Origin of the sequence: Limnobacter humi (assembly GCF_024518835.1) — a bacterium.
In the GTDB taxonomy this organism is placed as follows: domain Bacteria; phylum Pseudomonadota; class Gammaproteobacteria; order Burkholderiales; family Burkholderiaceae_B; genus Limnobacter; species Limnobacter humi.
The window spans coordinates 156124-172214 of sequence record NZ_JANIGO010000004.1; the positions used below are offsets into that span (position 1 = coordinate 156124).

Annotated in this window: 16 protein-coding genes and 1 pseudogene; 7 read left to right on the top strand and 10 right to left on the bottom strand. The window is 55.2% G+C overall.

What is annotated here, in order from left to right; translation table 11 throughout:
• Positions 1 to 19 precede the first annotated feature (19 nt).
• The 4 genes and pseudogenes from sdhA to NQT62_RS12440 form a co-directional block, all read right to left on the bottom strand.
• The gene (sdhA, locus tag NQT62_RS12425; RefSeq protein WP_256765040.1) at positions 20 to 1801 is read right to left on the bottom strand and encodes a succinate dehydrogenase flavoprotein subunit; all 1782 of its coding nucleotides are present in this window, start codon (positions 1799 to 1801) and stop codon (positions 20 to 22) included.
• A gap of 2 nt (positions 1802 to 1803) precedes the next feature.
• Entirely contained in the window at positions 1804 to 2181 is a 378-nt protein-coding gene (gene sdhD, locus NQT62_RS12430) for a succinate dehydrogenase, hydrophobic membrane anchor protein (RefSeq protein WP_256765041.1), read from the bottom strand.
• 3 nt (positions 2182 to 2184) lie between these two features.
• Positions 2185 to 2598 (bottom strand): succinate dehydrogenase, cytochrome b556 subunit, encoded by a 414-nt coding sequence (gene sdhC, locus NQT62_RS12435; protein WP_256765042.1) that lies wholly within the window; start codon positions 2596 to 2598, stop codon positions 2185 to 2187.
• A gap of 177 nt (positions 2599 to 2775) precedes the next feature.
• Positions 2776 to 3495: pseudogene (locus NQT62_RS12440) on the bottom strand (GntR family transcriptional regulator); the annotation flags it as partial.
• Between the two features lie 167 nt (positions 3496 to 3662).
• Here NQT62_RS12440 and NQT62_RS12445 point away from each other — a divergent pair.
• Both NQT62_RS12445 and NQT62_RS12450 read left to right on the top strand, forming a co-directional pair.
• Positions 3663 to 4649, top strand: coding sequence for a malate dehydrogenase (locus NQT62_RS12445; RefSeq protein ID WP_256765044.1), 987 nt, complete (start codon positions 3663 to 3665; stop codon positions 4647 to 4649).
• Positions 4650 to 4742: 93 nt separating this feature from the next.
• Positions 4743 to 5726: an HpcH/HpaI aldolase/citrate lyase family protein gene (locus NQT62_RS12450; protein WP_256765045.1), complete on the top strand. Its 984-nt coding sequence runs from the start codon at positions 4743 to 4745 to the stop codon at positions 5724 to 5726.
• A 20-nt stretch (positions 5727 to 5746) separates the two neighbouring features.
• Here NQT62_RS12450 and NQT62_RS12455 read toward each other — a convergent pair whose 3' ends face one another.
• The 4 genes from NQT62_RS12455 to NQT62_RS12470 are packed head-to-tail and all read right to left on the bottom strand — an operon-like array spanning position 5747 to position 7153.
• Positions 5747 to 6226, bottom strand: coding sequence for a TspO/MBR family protein (locus NQT62_RS12455; protein ID WP_256765046.1), 480 nt, complete (start codon positions 6224 to 6226; stop codon positions 5747 to 5749).
• 33 nt (positions 6227 to 6259) lie between these two features.
• Positions 6260 to 6664, bottom strand: coding sequence for a PPC domain-containing DNA-binding protein (locus NQT62_RS12460; RefSeq protein WP_256765047.1), 405 nt, complete (start codon positions 6662 to 6664; stop codon positions 6260 to 6262).
• A 52-nt stretch (positions 6665 to 6716) separates the two neighbouring features.
• Positions 6717 to 6992, bottom strand: coding sequence for a hypothetical protein (locus NQT62_RS12465; protein ID WP_256765048.1), 276 nt, complete (start codon positions 6990 to 6992; stop codon positions 6717 to 6719).
• Entirely contained in the window at positions 6980 to 7153 is a 174-nt protein-coding gene (locus NQT62_RS12470) for a hypothetical protein (RefSeq protein WP_256765049.1), read from the bottom strand. Before NQT62_RS12470 ends, NQT62_RS12465 begins: the two co-directional genes overlap by 13 nt.
• A 264-nt stretch (positions 7154 to 7417) precedes the next feature.
• On the opposite strand from NQT62_RS12470, the gene NQT62_RS12475 reads away from it, so the two are divergent.
• On the top strand, positions 7418 to 7735 hold the full coding sequence (locus NQT62_RS12475; protein ID WP_256765050.1) for a hypothetical protein: 318 nt from the start codon (positions 7418 to 7420) through the stop codon (positions 7733 to 7735).
• Between the two features lie 33 nt (positions 7736 to 7768).
• On the opposite strand, the gene NQT62_RS12480 is transcribed toward NQT62_RS12475, so the two are convergent.
• Positions 7769 to 8080 carry a DUF2845 domain-containing protein gene (locus tag NQT62_RS12480; protein ID WP_256765051.1) on the bottom strand — a complete coding sequence of 104 codons (312 nt, stop codon included), beginning with the start codon at positions 8078 to 8080 and terminating at the stop codon, positions 7769 to 7771.
• Between the two features lie 34 nt (positions 8081 to 8114).
• Positions 8115 to 9743, bottom strand: a complete 1629-nt coding sequence (gene prpR / locus NQT62_RS12485; RefSeq protein ID WP_256765052.1) for a propionate catabolism operon regulatory protein PrpR — start codon at positions 9741 to 9743, stop codon at positions 8115 to 8117.
• A gap of 180 nt (positions 9744 to 9923) precedes the next feature.
• Here prpR and prpB point away from each other — a divergent pair, with 180 nt between their 5' ends.
• The 4 genes from prpB (at position 9924) to prpF (ending at position 15874) form a co-directional block, all read left to right on the top strand.
• Positions 9924 to 10811 carry a methylisocitrate lyase gene (gene prpB, locus NQT62_RS12490; protein WP_256765053.1) on the top strand — a complete coding sequence of 296 codons (888 nt, stop codon included), beginning with the start codon at positions 9924 to 9926 and terminating at the stop codon, positions 10809 to 10811.
• Between the two features lie 77 nt (positions 10812 to 10888).
• Positions 10889 to 12046, top strand: a complete 1158-nt coding sequence (gene prpC, locus NQT62_RS12495) for a bifunctional 2-methylcitrate synthase/citrate synthase (RefSeq protein ID WP_256765054.1) — start codon at positions 10889 to 10891, stop codon at positions 12044 to 12046.
• 13 nt (positions 12047 to 12059) lie between these two features.
• Positions 12060 to 14678, top strand: coding sequence for a Fe/S-dependent 2-methylisocitrate dehydratase AcnD (acnD, locus tag NQT62_RS12500; protein WP_256765055.1), 2619 nt, complete (start codon positions 12060 to 12062; stop codon positions 14676 to 14678).
• The gene (gene prpF / locus NQT62_RS12505) at positions 14675 to 15874 is read left to right on the top strand and encodes a 2-methylaconitate cis-trans isomerase PrpF (protein ID WP_256765056.1); all 1200 of its coding nucleotides are present in this window, start codon (positions 14675 to 14677) and stop codon (positions 15872 to 15874) included. The genes acnD and prpF overlap by 4 nt, the downstream gene beginning before the upstream one ends.
• The last annotated feature ends 217 nt before the right edge of the window (positions 15875 to 16091 follow it).

Genomic DNA, 16091 nt, shown 5'->3' on the forward strand with positions numbered 1-16091 from the left:
AATTACCTCGAATCCTTGATTAGAAAGTCCGCTTTTTGGGCTGGAAGGTTTCAACAGTCAGTGGCTTGGTATTCACGGCCTTGTAGTCCAGGCGGTTGCCTTCGGAGTACCACAGGCTGTGCTTCATCCACTTGTCGTCATCGCGCTCGGGGAAGTCACGGTGTGCATGGGCACCACGGCTTTCTTCACGCGCTGCGGCCGACACCATGGTCGCTTTGGCAGTTTCTTTCAGGTTGGCCAGTTCCAGTGCCTCAACCAGTGCTGTGTTGAATACCTTGGACTTGTCCTTGATGAAGATCTTGTCGGCTTGTTCGGCCAACTCGTTGATCACCTTCACACCTTCGTTCATCAGTTCGGTGGTGCGGAACACACCGCAGTGGTATTGCATCTTGGCGCGAATACCGTTGGCCACATCCTGCGTGCGTTCACCAGAGGTGCTGTTCATCAATTTGTTGATGCGCTCCATGGTGAAGTCACTGGCATCCGCCGGCAAATCCCGATGAGATTGCGTCTTGAAGTTTTGCGACACGATGTGATTGCCGGCTGCGCGGCCAAACACCACGAGGTCGAGCAAGGAGTTGGTGCCCAAGCGGTTTGCACCATGCACGGACACGCAAGCGCATTCGCCAATGGCATACATGCCGTTGACCACTTCCTGTGCACCACCCGGGGTCTTGGGGGCAACAACCTGACCATAGAAGTTGGTGGGAATGCCGCCCATCTGGTAATGGATGGTTGGAACGACTGGAATCGGTTCCTTGATGGGGTCCACGTTGGCGAACTTGATCGCAATTTCACGGATGGAAGGCAGACGCTTCATGATGGTGTCGGCCCCCAGGTGGTCCAGCTTCAGCAGCACATGGTCCTTGTTGGGGCCACAACCACGACCTTCCTTGATTTCCTGATCCATTGAGCGGGATACAAAGTCACGCGGAGCCAAGTCTTTCAGGGTTGGTGCATAGCGCTCCATGAAACGCTCACCGTTGGAGTTCAGCAAAATACCGCCTTCGCCGCGAACACCTTCGGTGACCAGCACCCCAGCACCAGCCACGCCGGTGGGGTGGAACTGCCAGAATTCCATGTCTTCCAGTGGCAAACCTGCACGTGCAGCCATGCCCATGCCGTCACCGGTGTTGATGAAGGCGTTGGTAGAAGCGGCCCAGATTCGACCAGCACCACCCGTGGCAAACACGGTGACCTTGGCTTCCAGAATCATGATTTCGCCGGTTTCCATTTCCAGCGCGGTCACGCCAACCACATCGCCTTCGGCATTGCGGATGATGTCCAGCGCCATCCACTCCACAAAGAACTGGGTACGGGCGCGCACGTTGCGCTGGTACAGCGTGTGCAACAAAGCGTGGCCCGTACGGTCAGCCGCAGCGCAGGCGCGCTGCACAGGCTTTTCACCGAAATTGGCGGTGTGACCACCAAACGGGCGCTGGTAAATGGTGCCGTCCGGGTTGCGGTCAAACGGCATGCCGAAGTGCTCAAGCTCGTACACCACTTTGGGTGCTTCGCGGCACATGAATTCAATGGCGTCCTGGTCGCCGAGGTAGTCCGAACCCTTGACGGTGTCGAACATGTGCCAGTACCAGTTGTCTTCGGACATGTTGCCCAAAGAAGCACCGATACCGCCCTGTGCGGCCACGGTGTGGGAGCGAGTCGGGAACACTTTGGACAGCACAGCCACATTCAGGCCGGCTTCCGCCAGTTGCAGGGAGCAGCGCATACCGGCGCCACCAGCACCCACGATTACCGCGTCAAATTTACGACGTGGAAGGTTGGTTTTAACTGCAGTCACTTTCAGACCCTCCAGAGAATATCAGCGGCGTAACCGGCGCAGCCGATCAGCCACAGTGCTGTGAAAACTTGCAATGTGAGGCGAATGCCTGTGGGCTTTACATAGTCCATCCAAATGTCGCGAATGCCAATGTACGCGTGATAGCACAGCGACAAAAAGGCCAGCAGCGCCAAGATCTTCCCCAGCGGGAACGACAACAGGGTGAAATTGAAAAAATGAACCCACTTGATGTAGTCAAGGTCAGGCGTAAAGAGTACGGCCAAAAACAGGCCGATGGTGTACAAGGCCATGATGACCGCGGTAATACGCTGCGCCACCCACTCTTTTAAACCGTAGTGTGCGCCAACCACCAAGCGCTTGGAACCAATGTTGTTGCCCATGATTTAGAACACTCCGAACAGTTTGAGGCCGAAGATGGCCGTGAGCGTCAGGCTGACAGCAAACACGGAACCAGCCGATTTGGCAGCAGCGTATTTGTCGGTGCCCACGTGCATGTCGAGCACCAAGTAACGAATACCGGCGCAGAAATGATGCATGTAAGACCAGATAAGGCCCAGAAGCACCACTTTCACCAATGGATTGCCCACCAGTGCCTTCATTTCTTCGAAAGACAATTCAGAGGTCAAGCTTTTGTCAAACAATGGCAGCAAAATGATGGGCAAGGCCAGGAACATGACTGCGCCGCTAACGCGGTGCAGGATGGATAGCTTGCCAGCCAATGGCAGACGGTACTTGAGAATCTGAGTGACATGTATGTTCCGGTATTCCGGACGCTTTTTGGCAACAGTGTTTGACATGCTCAATTTCTTCTGTGTAAAAAAAACCGGTTGGAAGGGGCCGTTCAGTATTGGAAACGGTTCCAGACAGACCCACATTTTGAACCAAATCACCTGAATCTTGAATATAAAGCCCCAGAAGTTTTGGGGATTTTTAGATGCTTTTGGGTCATTTTGGCTCAATACAATTAGATCAATTCAATACAATTCATTTTTGTAAGAAAAACGATCAGTCAGATACCAGCCCCGACGCAATTCAACGGGCTGATCGGCATAGGTCATCGACTGCCGTTCAACCAGAAGCAAAGGGGCGCCGACAGGCACTTGCAACACCTCGGCTTGCTCCGGTTCAGCGCTCACTGCCTTGATGGTTTCAATCGCACGCAACATGCGCACGCCAAAAGCACTTTCAAGGAACCCATACAATGTTGAATTCCAGGACTGCAGGCGTTCCAGGGTCAACCCCTTGTACTGAGAGGCTGGCAACCAGATTTCGTCGAGAATTTGGGGGACCCCGTCAAATCGGAGCACGCGCTTGACGACAAAAACCGAATCGCTGGGCTTGATATCAAGCAACTTGGCCACATGGGAATTGGCACGTACACGATCAACCGCCAAATAGCTGGATTTTGGCTTGCCGGTGTTGACATCGTCTGCCGCTAAACGAAGAAAACGGTATTCCGCCTTTGCTTCGTTGTGCGTGGCCACGAAAGTTCCGCGTCCCTGCTTGCGCACCACCAGATTTTCGGCTGCCAGCTCATCGATGGCCTTGCGGACAGTGCCTTGACTGACACCATAGCGCACCGCCAGTTCAGTTTCGGAGGGTATGAGTTCACCTGGCTTCCATTCGCCATCTTGCAGACTTTGTATCAGCAAGCCTTTGATTTGCTGATACAAGGGGCTGAAGGTCGGGTTCGGTGGTGGCAAAGTTGTCTCGGTCTGTTTTTCTCTATCCCATATCTTATATCTTATAGAGGACTTTTCAAAGACAAAGGGCTCTAAATCCGGAATAGCTCAACCAGCAGACTGCGTTTGGGGCTAAACTATGGCCTTCGATTTTTCATCTCACTGTTGGAGTGTTCGTCATGACCAAACCCGCAATGCGTGTTGCAGTTACCGGCGCTGCTGGCCAGATTGGCTACAGCTTGTTGTTCCGTATCGCCAATGGCGACATGCTGGGCAAGGACCAGCCTGTGATTCTGCAGTTGCTGGACATCACCCCCGCCCTGCCCGCAGTGAAAGGTGTTGTGATGGAACTGGAAGATTGCGCATTCCCCTTGCTGCAAGGTGTGGTGATCACCGATGACCCCGCAACTGCATTCAAAGATGCGGACGTTGCCCTGTTGGTGGGTGCACGCCCGCGCAGCAAGGGCATGGAGCGCAAAGACTTGCTGGAAGCCAACGGCGCCATTTTCACCGTTCAGGGCAAAGCACTGAACGACCATGCCAAGCGCAACGTCAAAGTGCTGGTGGTTGGCAACCCAGCCAACACGAATGCTTACATCGCGCAGCAATCCGCACCGGATCTGGACCCGAACTGCTTCACCTCCATGCTGCGTTTGGACCACAACCGCGCGCTGAGCCAAATCGCCGCCAAAACAGGCAAACCAGTGGCCAGCATCGAAAAGCTGTGCGTGTGGGGCAACCACTCGCCCACCATGTACGCCGACTATCGTTTTGCGACCATTGACGGCGCTTCCGTGAAAACCATGATCAACGACCAGGAATGGAATGCCAATACATTCCTGCCCACTGTTGGCAAGCGTGGCGCAGCCATTATTGAAGCACGCGGCCTGTCTTCTGCAGCATCGGCCGCCAACGCCGCAATCGATCACGTTCGCGACTGGGTACTGGGCACGAACGGCAAGTGGGTGACCATGGGTATTCCTTCAGATGGCTCTTACGGCATTCCCGAGAAGACCCAATTTGGTTTCCCCGTGACCTGCGCCAACGGCAAGTTCGAGATCGTGAAAGGCCTGGACATTGATGCATTCAGCCAGGAACGCATCAACATCACCCTGAACGAACTGATGGAAGAGCGTGAAGGCGTGAAGCACCTGCTGGGCAAGTAATTAACCCACGCAGTGTGCTAAAAAGAAAGCCAGCGAGATGCTGGCTTTTTTTATGTCCAGCAGAAACCTTTGACACAGGATTTGATGCCAATCATGGGCCAGAAAAAACCCACACTGGATCTTGGACACATCTCAACCATCTTGTACAGCGAGGGACGGCTGCCCAGCCACCTGCCGGTGTGTGATCACTATGCCGGAAAACCGAAATTTTTTGAGAAAGCCTTGAATCTTCAGGCAGAACTGGGGGCCTGTTTTGACATCACCCTGGATCTGGAGGATGGCGCAGAGGTTGGACAACCCCAGGAAATGGCGCTGTGGGCAGCCCGCAGTCTTGGGGAATACCAAACTCGCCATGGCCCAACAGCACGCCGACCTGGCGTTCGACTACACCCGGTGGCTGATCCTCACTTTCACATGGATATCCAAACAGTGCTTCAAGAAACAGTGCCCACACCGGCTTTCTTGATGTTGCCCAAACCAGAAAAACTGGCCGATGTGCAATTGGCACTTGAGTTGATCGCTGACCAATGCAACAAGGCGAGCAAACCAGCCCCACCACTGCATGTGTTGATTGAAACCCATGGGGCATTGGCCGATGTCCATGCGATTGCTGGTTTACAAGCGGTGGAGTCGCTCAGTTTTGGCTTGATGGATTTTGTCTCGGGACACCGGGGAGCCATACCCAAAGGTGCCTTGAACAGCCCGGGACAATTTGAAACGCCTTTGGTTAGACGTGCGAAGCTGGAAATATCAGCAGCCTGCCACCGCCATGGCAAAGTGCCCTCGCACAATGTGAGCCGCCAGATTTTTCAGCCTGAACAGGCGGGTTCGGATGCAGCGCGCGCCAAGAAGGATTTCGGATACCTTCGAATGTGGAGCATTCACCCGGCTCAGATTGTTCACATTGTTTCAGCCCTGTTGCCGACAGCAGCTGAGGTAGACGAGGCGACATTGGTGCTACAGGAGGCGGAAAAAGCCAACTGGGGACCGATACAGATGAGAGGCGAGCTGCATGACCGCGCGAGCTACCGGTATTTTTTTGAGGTATTGAGAAGCCGAGCCCAACCGTGGGGATGAGCTTCCGCGTGTTCTTGAGGTCAACCCAATACGCCCGGGTTGGCCCGCCACACCGACCAAGTCAAAGCACTTGCAAAGATGACCCAAGCCCAGTAAGGCAACAGGAGCAATGACGCCGTTTTGTTCAAAGCCCAGAATGACCTGACTGTGCAACCGATCATCAAGACCAACAGAGCCACGTCCACAAATGCCCACAGCCCCATGTTCCAGGCAAAAAACAGCCAGGACCACAGGCCATTGACCAGTAGCTGTGCGACAAACCACTCCAGCGCACCGGTGCGACGGGCTGAAGGGTTTTGCTTCCACACCAACCAGACCGACACAGCCATCAAGATGTACAAGGTCGTCCAGACAGGCCCAAAAAGCCAACCCGGCGGTGACCACTCCGGGCGAACGAGGTTGGCGTAAAAGCTGGCTGCATTGACCGAAGCCACTGCACCCAATGCACCGACCCCAAGGGTCACTGCCAGCCAGACGACCAGGCCAATCAGATTCTTCATTCGAACCTCTGTTCAACAGCGCATTTCAATCAGTTAAGACGACACGACAGGCCGAGCCACAAGCTCTTTGAAACCGGTGATTTCATCGACCTCACGAACCAGTGTCCAGGTATCCAGCGACACCAAGAGAATTTCGGCCGTTGTGCGCACGAGCGTACCATATCCAAGATGCCCGCCGATGACACGACCTGATGCATCGGCCACAGACACGTGGAGGTGCGCCCCGCCCTGCGACAGACTGCCTGAGACGGACAGAAGTTCAAGAGGCCCGGTGATCGTTGTTTCGGCAGACTGATCAGCCAAGCGAATTGACGCATCAGCCAGGCTGCCAATGCCCGACAGCACAAACCCGGACCCAGTTGGGAAAGCGCATGCCAAACGCTCAAGGGATCGTCGAAGATCGTTACCGGGACAGAGTCGAACAGGAATTGGATTCATCAGGACTCCAGATTGGGAACCAGCCACAGCCGCTCAACATTGTTTTGCATCATTAGTCCTCACATTCCACTCGAATTACCCAAGCCTGCATCGGCGCCGAAAGAGGACCTGTTCCATATTCGCCAATCAATTCGTCGGTCACATCGGCTTGCACAGCTGTAAGCCGCCCCGGTGCGCAGCGCTCGATTTCATGACGCCATGGCGTACCCAAACAATACGCTTGGGCAACCTGTTGCGCAGAATCGGCGGCACTGACCAATTCCAGTGATTCAAACTGAACAGTTGAATAAAAACCTGCGGCATACAAAGCGGACTTTAATTGATCCAAGTCATGATGACCATGCGGGGTGCGCTGCAAAAACCGAGGTGGATCTTCTGGGAACATTCGAGCCAACCGGTACCTGCAGCCACCTCCAGAACAAACAAAGGCTGCTCCGCAGTGACTCGGCTCGCCATGTCTTCAGCATAGGGTTGAAAGATCATGGGCACGAGTAAAGATTCGTAAAGATGAGGAATGGAACCTTCGAAACCGCTGTCTGGCTGTTCGTTCACAATAAACCCCCAATTGCTTGTAACCCGCACCGACACTTGTTCTTATCGAGTATACACACCTGGACAGAATCCCCATATTGTGGATTCCACAACAGGCCAACAGGGCCAGACTTGCGTATTCCACCGTAGGCTGAACCGCGTTAAGTGCACAGATGAGTCGACGCATCCAATCTCCCACCCATTTTTGAGGAATGTCGTGCCATGAAACTGTCCAAAACAAGTGCCTTGATTGCTGTGATGTTTGCGGGTGTACTGTCGGCCAACCTGGCCACAGCACAAACGCCGGTAAGTCGTGATGTGCGTCAACAGGAACGTATTGAACAAGGTGTCCAGTCTGGACAATTGACCACCAAAGAAACTGCGCATCTGGAAAAGCGCGAATCGAAGATTGAAGCGGCCGAAGCCAGGGCTGGTGCTGATGGAAAAATGACCAAAGCTGAGCACCGTCGTATTGAACGGATGCAAAACCGGACCAGCAAGGACATTTACCGCCAAAAGCATGATCGACAAACACAATAAGGCCGGCACGGCTGTGGGCGATGAATGGGTTGACTATTCGGGCTGCTGGCCATAACGAATAGACAATACGCGTCCATCCTTGAAACGAACCGTGGCCAGTAAGTTGCCTGCGCCACGGTTGTACAACCACTCCTCGACTGGCTGACAAGGCAAGACCGAGCCGACATAAGCGGGGGGTACCGGATACGGAGACCCGGGCAGATAGACTGGTGCGCAGGTGGTATCCGCCAGTGTGGGTTGACCGCATTTGTACAGCACCGATGCTTTGGAATCGCCCTCGGAGACACTGCCCGCATTGCAACGAAGTGACTCAGCCTGGGACTGCAATGGCCAGAGCAGAAGCAAAAGAAACCAATGACTGCGCACAATCCACCTCACGTCAATTTTCACCTTCCATGGTGACTAAACCTTTGGCCATGCGCCATACAGTGGACCTGGAAATTCCCAAGTGTTTTGCAACAGTGTGTACCTGACCACCCGCCATGGTGAGGGCTTGCGCAACCACGGCGGGTTTTTCTGCCTTGGTGGCTTTCTGATAGATCAAGCTCAGATGATCCCAGTCGCTGACCACGGGCGTGTGCTGTAAAAGTTGGCTGGCCATGGCAGGCTCAGCGCGTGAGCTTGAGGGCATTTCCTGAAACAAGTCGGAAAACCAGCTTTTCCAGTGACTCACAGACAAATCTTGCGCCAGCATGATGGCAGCGCGTTTGCACACATTTTTGAGCTGGCGAATATTCCCAGGCCAGGGCAGGCTTTGCAGATCAGGCATCGCCAGCAACAAGAAATCATCAAACCGCACTTTGGGAACACGCACCGGCGTTGCTCTCAAAAAGTGCCCTGCCAAAGGCTCAATATCCTCAGGACGATCCCGCAAGGGCGGAATTTGAATCAACAATTCATTCAAGCGGTAATACAAATCTTCACGGAAACGACCTTGTTGAACGGCTCGCTGCAAATTGACATGGCTGGCAGCCAGTAAACGGAAATCCACCTTGCGCGCAATGCTGGAGCCAATTCGTCGAACATGGCCTTCCTCCAGAACACGCAGTAGCCGGGTTTGGAAAGCCAGTGGCATATCACCAATTTCATCCAAGAAAACCGTACCACCCTGCGCACTTTCAAACATGCCGGCTCGCCCACCTTTGATCGCCCCAGAAAATGCGCCTTCCTCGTAACCAAACAACTCGCTTTCCAAGAGGGTTTCCGTCAGCGACGCGCAATTGATGGCGACAAACGGTTTGCCAGCCCGTGCGCTTGCAGCGTGAATGGATTGGGCCACCAACTCCTTGCCCACGCCAGTTTCGCCTTGAATCAGCACCGCAAAATCCACCGTGCCACACAAGCGGATGGTTGCGCGCAGTTGCTCCACGGCGTGGCTGACGCCGAGAATGTCCTGCTCGGTGTGGTGAACATACGATGGACGTGCGGCCCGGGGCGATCCACCAGCCTTGGCACTGGCCAATCGAATGGCTTCATCAAATGCTTTCATCACCCCTTGCCGTGAGTAGATCAGCACACTGTTGAGCTGCCACTCCTGCGCAATCTCATTGACCAAGCCTGGCCCCACAACGGTTTTAACGCCCAACTGCGCCAATTCCCGCACGGATTGGCGAGCGTCCTCTGGCGTGCGGTAGGTACGGGTGGGAATGGATAAGTTAAATGCCCTGGAAAACTGAGCAAGTTCGTCGAATGCAGTTTCATAGGTGACCAACCCAATCTCAGGCGAGGTGCGTCGGGCAACAGCCAAGGCCTGCATCAGGTCGAAACCATCGGTGCGAATGACCACCAAAGGCGCTTCAAGCTGATTGGCCAGAAATGCGCCATTGGAACCCGCCGCGACAAACACATCGGCTGTGTCGGTGTAATACCGGTTGCGCGCATATGCCAAGGCATCTTCGTACGCCTTGGACACCAATTCGATGTTGGCCTGGTGAAGATAATCTCGAGAAATTTCACGCAGCGTGCCGGCCAAGGCGCTAATACTGAACACGACAATGCGAGGTTTCATATTTTAATACAACGTTTCATTAATGTTTCATTGATGTTTTATTTGCGACATTACTTGAAACAACATCAACCCGTCAATGAAATTGCATGAAATAAATACGAGACGGATCAGTAACTTGCTTGAATGGCGGGTGGTGGCACAGCGTTTGCAGAATAAATTCATCTCAACTGGGAGAAGACCATGACTCAAGTATCCGCAGGCGCCCGTTTTCGCCAAGCCGTTCAAGAAGAACAACCATTGCAAGTGATCGGTGCGATCAATGCCAATCACGCCCTGCTGGCCAAGCGTGCTGGCTTTAAAGCCATTTACCTGTCCGGTGGCGGTGTTGCAGCGGGTTCGCTGGGCCTGCCCGACCTGGGTATTTCCGGACTGGACGACGTATTGACCGATGTACGCCGCATCACAGACGTGTGCGACACGCCCTTGCTGGTGGACGTCGACACAGGCTTTGGTGCTTCGGCATTCAACATTGCCCGAACCACCAAAGCGATGATCAAGGCTGGCGCAGCAGCCATGCACATTGAAGACCAAGTGGGGGCCAAGCGTTGCGGCCACCGCCCGGGCAAAGCGATTGTGACCCAAGCCGAAATGGTGGACCGGGTGCGCGCCGCTGCTGACGCCCGTGGCAGCGATGAGTTCGTGATCATGGCCCGCACCGATGCGCTGGCTGTGGAAGGGCTGCAATCGGCCATCGACCGCGCCTGCGCCTGTGTTGAAGCGGGTGCTGACATGATCTTCCCGGAAGCGATTACAGACCTGCAGATGTACAAGCAGTTTGTGGAAGCGGTGAAAGTGCCTGTATTGGCCAACATCACTGAATTTGGCTCTACGCCGTTGTTTACCACCGAAGAATTAAAAAGCGTGGGCGTGAGCCTCGTGCTGTACCCCTTGTCAGCCTTCCGTGCCATGAACAAGGCTGCACAGTCGGTTTACGAAGCCGTGCGCCGTGACGGCACACAGAAAAATGTGCTTGATTTAATGCAGACCCGTATGGAGCTGTACGACGCCATTGGTTATCACGACTTTGAACAAAAGCTGGATGCCCTGTTTGCTCAAGGCAAAAAATAATATTTTCCTGATTTGACAAACCCACAGATTGATTGGGGCTCACCCCATGAGCCCCACTAAAAAAACTGGAGATCGAGATGACTGAACAAACCACAACACCAGGATTCAAGCCCAAAAAGTCTGTTGCATTGTCCGGCACTGCAGCTGGCAACACAGCACTGTGCACAGTGGGCCGTACGGGCAATGACTTGGCCTATCGCGGCTATGACATTCTGGATTTGGCCACCACCAGTGAATTTGAAGAAATTGCCCACCTGCTGGTGCACGGCAAACTGCCCACCGTGGCTGAACTGGCCAGCTACAAAACCAAACTGAAATCGCTGCGCGGATTGCCCGCAGCCGTGAAAGTGGCTTTGGAGCAACTGCCACCCTCTTCCCACCCCATGGACGTGATGCGCACCGGCGTGAGCGTATTGGGTTGCGTAAAACCTGAAAAAGAAGACCACAACCACCCCGGTGCCCGCGACATCGCCGACAAACTGATGGCCAGCCTGGGCAGCATGCTGCTGTATTGGTACCACTTTGCCTACAACGGCAAGCGCATTGACGTGGAAACCGATGACGATTCCATCGGCGGCCACTTCCTGCACCTGTTGCACGGTGAGAAGCCTCGCGACAGCTGGGTTCGCGCCATGCACACCTCACTGATTCTGTATGCCGAACACGAATTCAATGCCTCCACCTTCACCAGCCGTGTGGTGGCTGGCACAGGATCGGACATGTATTCCGCCATTTGCGGCGGTATTGGAGCCCTGCGTGGACCCAAACACGGTGGCGCCAACGAAGTGGCCTTCGAAATTCAGAAACGCTACGACAACCCCGATGAAGCGGAAGCGGATATTCGCGCCCGCGTGGAACGCAAAGAAGTGGTGATTGGCTTTGGCCACCCCGTGTACACCGTCAGCGACCCTCGCAACGTGGTCATCAAAAAAGTGGCTGAAGACCTGTCCAAAGAACAGAACAACCTCAAGATGTACAAGATTGCTGAACGCCTGGAAAGCGTGATGTGGGAAATCAAGAAGATGTTCCCCAACCTGGACTGGTTCAGTGCGGTGAGTTATCACATGATGGGTGTGCCCACCGACATGTTTACACCACTGTTTGTGATTGCCCGCACATCTGGCTGGTCTGCGCACATCATCGAGCAGCGCATTGACGGCAAGATCATTCGCCCCAGCGCGAACTACACTGGCCCAGAAGACCAGTCCTTCGTACCCTTGAAAGACCGCAAGTGACCCGGTGACCACCATGAACACTCCATTCAGAAAAAAACTGCCCGGCACGCAACTGGACTTTTATGACACCCGCGAGGCGGTTGAAGCGATTCAGCCGGGCAGCTACGACGGCTTGCCCTACACCAGCAAAATTCTGGCTGAGCAACTGGTGCGCCGCTGCGAACCTTCCGCATTGACCGACAGCCTGAAGCAGCTGATTTACCGCAAGCGCGACCTGGACTTTCCGTGGTACCCGGCCCGCGTGGTGTGCCACGACATTCTGGGCCAGACTGCCCTGGTGGACCTGGCTGGCCTGCGAGACGCCATTGCCAAGGAAGGCGGTGACCCGTCGAAAATCAACCCCGTGGTGCCCACGCAGTTGATTGTCGACCACTCACTGGCCGTAGAATGCGGCGGTTTTGACCCCGACGCATTCCGCAAAAACCGTGAGATTGAAGAACGCCGCAATGAAGACCGTTTCCACTTCATCAACTGGACCCGCACGGCTTTCGAGAACGTGGATGTGATTCCAGCGGGCAACGGCATCATGCACCAGATCAATCTGGAGAAAATGTCACCGGTGGTGCAAGTGCGTGACGGTGTGGCCTTCCCGGACACCTGCGTGGGCACCGACAGCCACACGCCGCATGTGGATGCGCTGGGGGTGATCTCAGTGGGTGTGGGTGGTCTGGAGGCAGAAACCGTGATGCTGGGCCGTGCATCCATGATGCGCCTGCCCGACATTGTGGGTGTTGAGCTGGTGGGCAAACGCCAACCTGGCATTACCGCCACCGATATCGTGTTGGAACTGACCGCCTTCCTGCGCAAAGAGCGTGTGGTGGGTGCTTATGTGGAGTTTTATGGCGACGGCGCGCGCAGCCTGACCATTGGCGACCGCGCCACCATTTCCAACATGACGCCAGAATATGGCGCCACCGCCGCGATGTTCTACATCGACGAGCAGACCATCGACTACCTGAAGCTGACTGGCCGCGAAAGCGAGCAAGTGGCGCTGGTGGAACACTACGCCAAGCACACAGGCCTGTGGGCCGATGGCATGGCCAAGGCCGAATACGAGCGCGTGTTGAAGTTCGACCTGAGCAAAGTAACCCGCAGCATGGCGGGCCCTTCCAACCCACACGCGCACATGCCCACCACCGAGCTGGCCAAACGTGGCATTGCGGTGAACCTGGACCAGGCCAAAGCCGAGGAACAACAAGGCCTGATGCCCGATGGCGCGGTGATTATTGCCGCCATTACCAGCTGCACCAACACCAGCAACCCCCGCAACGTGGTGGCCGCTGGCTTGCTGGCCAAGAAAGCCAATGAATTGGGCCTGGTGCGAAAGCAGTGGGTGAAAAGCTCATTCGCACCGGGCTCGAAAGTGGCCGAGTTGTACCTGAAAGAAGCAGGCTTGCTAACCGAGCTGGAAAAGCTGGGCTTTGGCATTGTGGCGTTTGCCTGCACGACTTGTAACGGTATGAGCGGTGCACTCGACCCCAAAATTCAGCAGGAAATCATTGACCGCGATTTGTACGCCACCGCCGTGTTGAGTGGCAACCGCAACTTCGATGGCCGTATTCACCCGTACGCCAAGCAGGCCTTCCTGGCCAGCCCGCCACTGGTGGTGGCTTACGCGATTGCAGGCACGGTGCGTTTCGACATCGAACAAGACGTGTTTGGTGTGGTCAATGGCAAAGAAATTCGCCTGAAAGATTTGTGGCCCAGCGACGAAGAAATCGACGCGATTGTGAACCAACACGTCAAACCCGAGCAATTCCGTCAAATCTACATCCCGATGTTCGACCTCGGCGCTGTGGAAAAGGCCCCCAGCCCGCTGTACGACTGGCGCCCTCAGTCCACTTACATTCGCCGACCACCGTATTGGGACACCGAGGGCCAAGGTGCATTGGCCGCACGACCACGCACACTGAAAAACATGCGTCCATTGGCGGTGCTGGGTGACAACATCACCACGGACCACCTGAGCCCATCCAACGCGATTTTGATGAACAGCGCGGCGGGTGAATACCTGCACAAAATGGGCTTGCCCGAAGAAGACTTCAACAGCTACGCCACCCACCGCGGCGACCACCTGACCGCACAACGCGCCACATTCGCCAACCCCACCTTGCTGAACGAAATGGTTCGCGATGCAGACGGCAAAGTGAAGAAAGGCTCGCTGGCCCGCATTGAGCCTGAAGGCAAAGTGACCCGCATGTGGGAAGCCATTGAAACCTACATGGACCGTGCGCAACCGCTCATCATCATCGCGGGAGCTGACTATGGTCAGGGTTCATCACGCGACTGGGCGGCCAAGGGCGTGCGGCTGGCTGGTGTTGAAGCGATTATTGCTGAAGGCTTTGAGCGCATTCACCGCACCAACCTGATTGGCATGGGCACCTTGCCGCTGGAATTCAAGGCCGGCGAAACACGTCACACCTACGGCATCGAAGGCAGTGAAGTGTTTGCAGTGGTGGGCGAACGCACACCACGCGGCACATTGACTGTCATCATGACCCGCAAAAATGGCGAGCGCGTGGAATTCCCCGTGACCTGCCGTTTGGACACCGCCGAAGAGGTGTCGATTTACGAAGCTGGTGGTGTGCTGCAGCGTTTTGCGCAAGACTTTCTGGAAGGGGCTGAAGCATGACCCAAAAAGCCACCCAGCAAATCAAAGTGCCCGCCACCTACATGCGTGGCGGCACCAGCAAGGGCGTGTTTTTCCGCCTGCAAGACCTGCCGGAAGCCTGCCAAAAACCGGGTGCTGCACGTGACCGACTGTTGTTGCGCGTCATCGGCAGCCCAGACCCCTACGGCAAGCAGATCGACGGCATGGGCGGCGCCACGTCAAGCACCAGCAAAACCGTGATTTTGAGCAAAAGCAGCAAGCCTGACCACGACGTGGACTACCTGTTCGGCCAAGTCAGTATTGACAAGGCCTTTGTGGACTGGAGCGGGAATTGCGGCAATCTGTCCTCTGCTGTGGGGTCGTTTGCGGTAGCCAGCGGGCTGGTGGATGCAGCACGGGTACCTCAAAACGGCACCTGCACCGTGCGCATTTGGCAAGCCAACATTGGCAAAACCATTGTTGCGCACGTGCCCATCACCGATGGATTGGTTCAGGAAACTGGCGACTTCGAACTGGATGGGGTGACCTTTCCGGCGGCTGAAGTTCAATTGGAATTCTTGGACCCAGCCGATGATGGTGAAGACGGTGCGGGCGGTTCCATGTTCCCCACCGGTAACTTGATCGACGACTTGGAAGTGCCTGGCGTGGGCACGCTGAAAGCCACGTTGATCAATGCTGGCATTCCCACCATTTTTGTGAATGCGCAGGCCATTGGGTACACAGGTACGGAACTTCAAGACCACATCAACAGCGACGCGGATGCTTTGAAGAAGTTTGAAACCATTCGCGCCCACGGCGCGGTCAAAATGGGTTTGATCAAGCATGTGGATGAAGCCGCCACCCGTCAACACACACCCAAAGTGGCCTTTGTGGCTCCGCCCAAAACCTACACAAGCTCCAGTGGCAAAGTGGTGGAGGCCGGCGGCATCGACCTCTTGGTGCGCGCCATGAGCATGGGTAAACTGCACCACGCCATGATGGGCACGGCTGCGGTGGCGATTGGTACAGCAGCAGCAGTACCAGGTACCCTGGTCAATCTTGCTGCAGGTGGCACTGAACGTGAAGCGGTGCGCTTTGGTCACCCCAGTGGTACCTTGCGTGTGGGTGCGCAGGCCGTGCAAGAAAACGGCCAGTGGGTTGTGAAAAAAGCCATCATGAGCCGCAGTGCACGGGTGTTGATGGAGGGTTGGGTTCGGGTACCTGCAGACACCTTCTAAGCAGACCGGAATTCACTGTGAACCAATAAAAAACGGCGTCCACATAGGACGCCGTTTTTTATTGGTCGATGAAGCTTATGGTACGAGCCTAATCATCACCAATTAATAACCAAGGCTAACAGAATGACACCTTGAGGAGGAACAATGGGTAGGGTCACACCCTTTCCGGGTGAGGCCGCACAGGCTCTCCTATGCTAGCCCTCCTGATCAACAACAC

Coding starts and splice junctions, on each gene's coding strand:
- NQT62_RS12460 (WP_256765047.1), bottom strand. CDS start 6,664: ATGAATCCAATTCCTGTTCGACTCTGTCCCGGTAACGATCTTCGACGA.
- prpC (WP_256765054.1), top strand. CDS start 10,889: ATGACTGAACAAACCACAACACCAGGATTCAAGCCCAAAAAGTCTGTT.
- acnD (WP_256765055.1), top strand. CDS start 12,060: ATGAACACTCCATTCAGAAAAAAACTGCCCGGCACGCAACTGGACTTT.
- sdhC (WP_256765042.1), bottom strand. CDS start 2,598: ATGTCAAACACTGTTGCCAAAAAGCGTCCGGAATACCGGAACATACAT.
- prpF (WP_256765056.1), top strand. CDS start 14,675: ATGACCCAAAAAGCCACCCAGCAAATCAAAGTGCCCGCCACCTACATG.
- NQT62_RS12445 (WP_256765044.1), top strand. CDS start 3,663: ATGACCAAACCCGCAATGCGTGTTGCAGTTACCGGCGCTGCTGGCCAG.
- NQT62_RS12455 (WP_256765046.1), bottom strand. CDS start 6,226: ATGAAGAATCTGATTGGCCTGGTCGTCTGGCTGGCAGTGACCCTTGGG.
- NQT62_RS12450 (WP_256765045.1), top strand. CDS start 4,743: ATGGGCCAGAAAAAACCCACACTGGATCTTGGACACATCTCAACCATC.
- prpB (WP_256765053.1), top strand. CDS start 9,924: ATGACTCAAGTATCCGCAGGCGCCCGTTTTCGCCAAGCCGTTCAAGAA.
- NQT62_RS12475 (WP_256765050.1), top strand. CDS start 7,418: ATGAAACTGTCCAAAACAAGTGCCTTGATTGCTGTGATGTTTGCGGGT.
- prpR (WP_256765052.1), bottom strand. CDS start 9,743: ATGAAACCTCGCATTGTCGTGTTCAGTATTAGCGCCTTGGCCGGCACG.
- sdhD (WP_256765041.1), bottom strand. CDS start 2,181: ATGGGCAACAACATTGGTTCCAAGCGCTTGGTGGTTGGCGCACACTAC.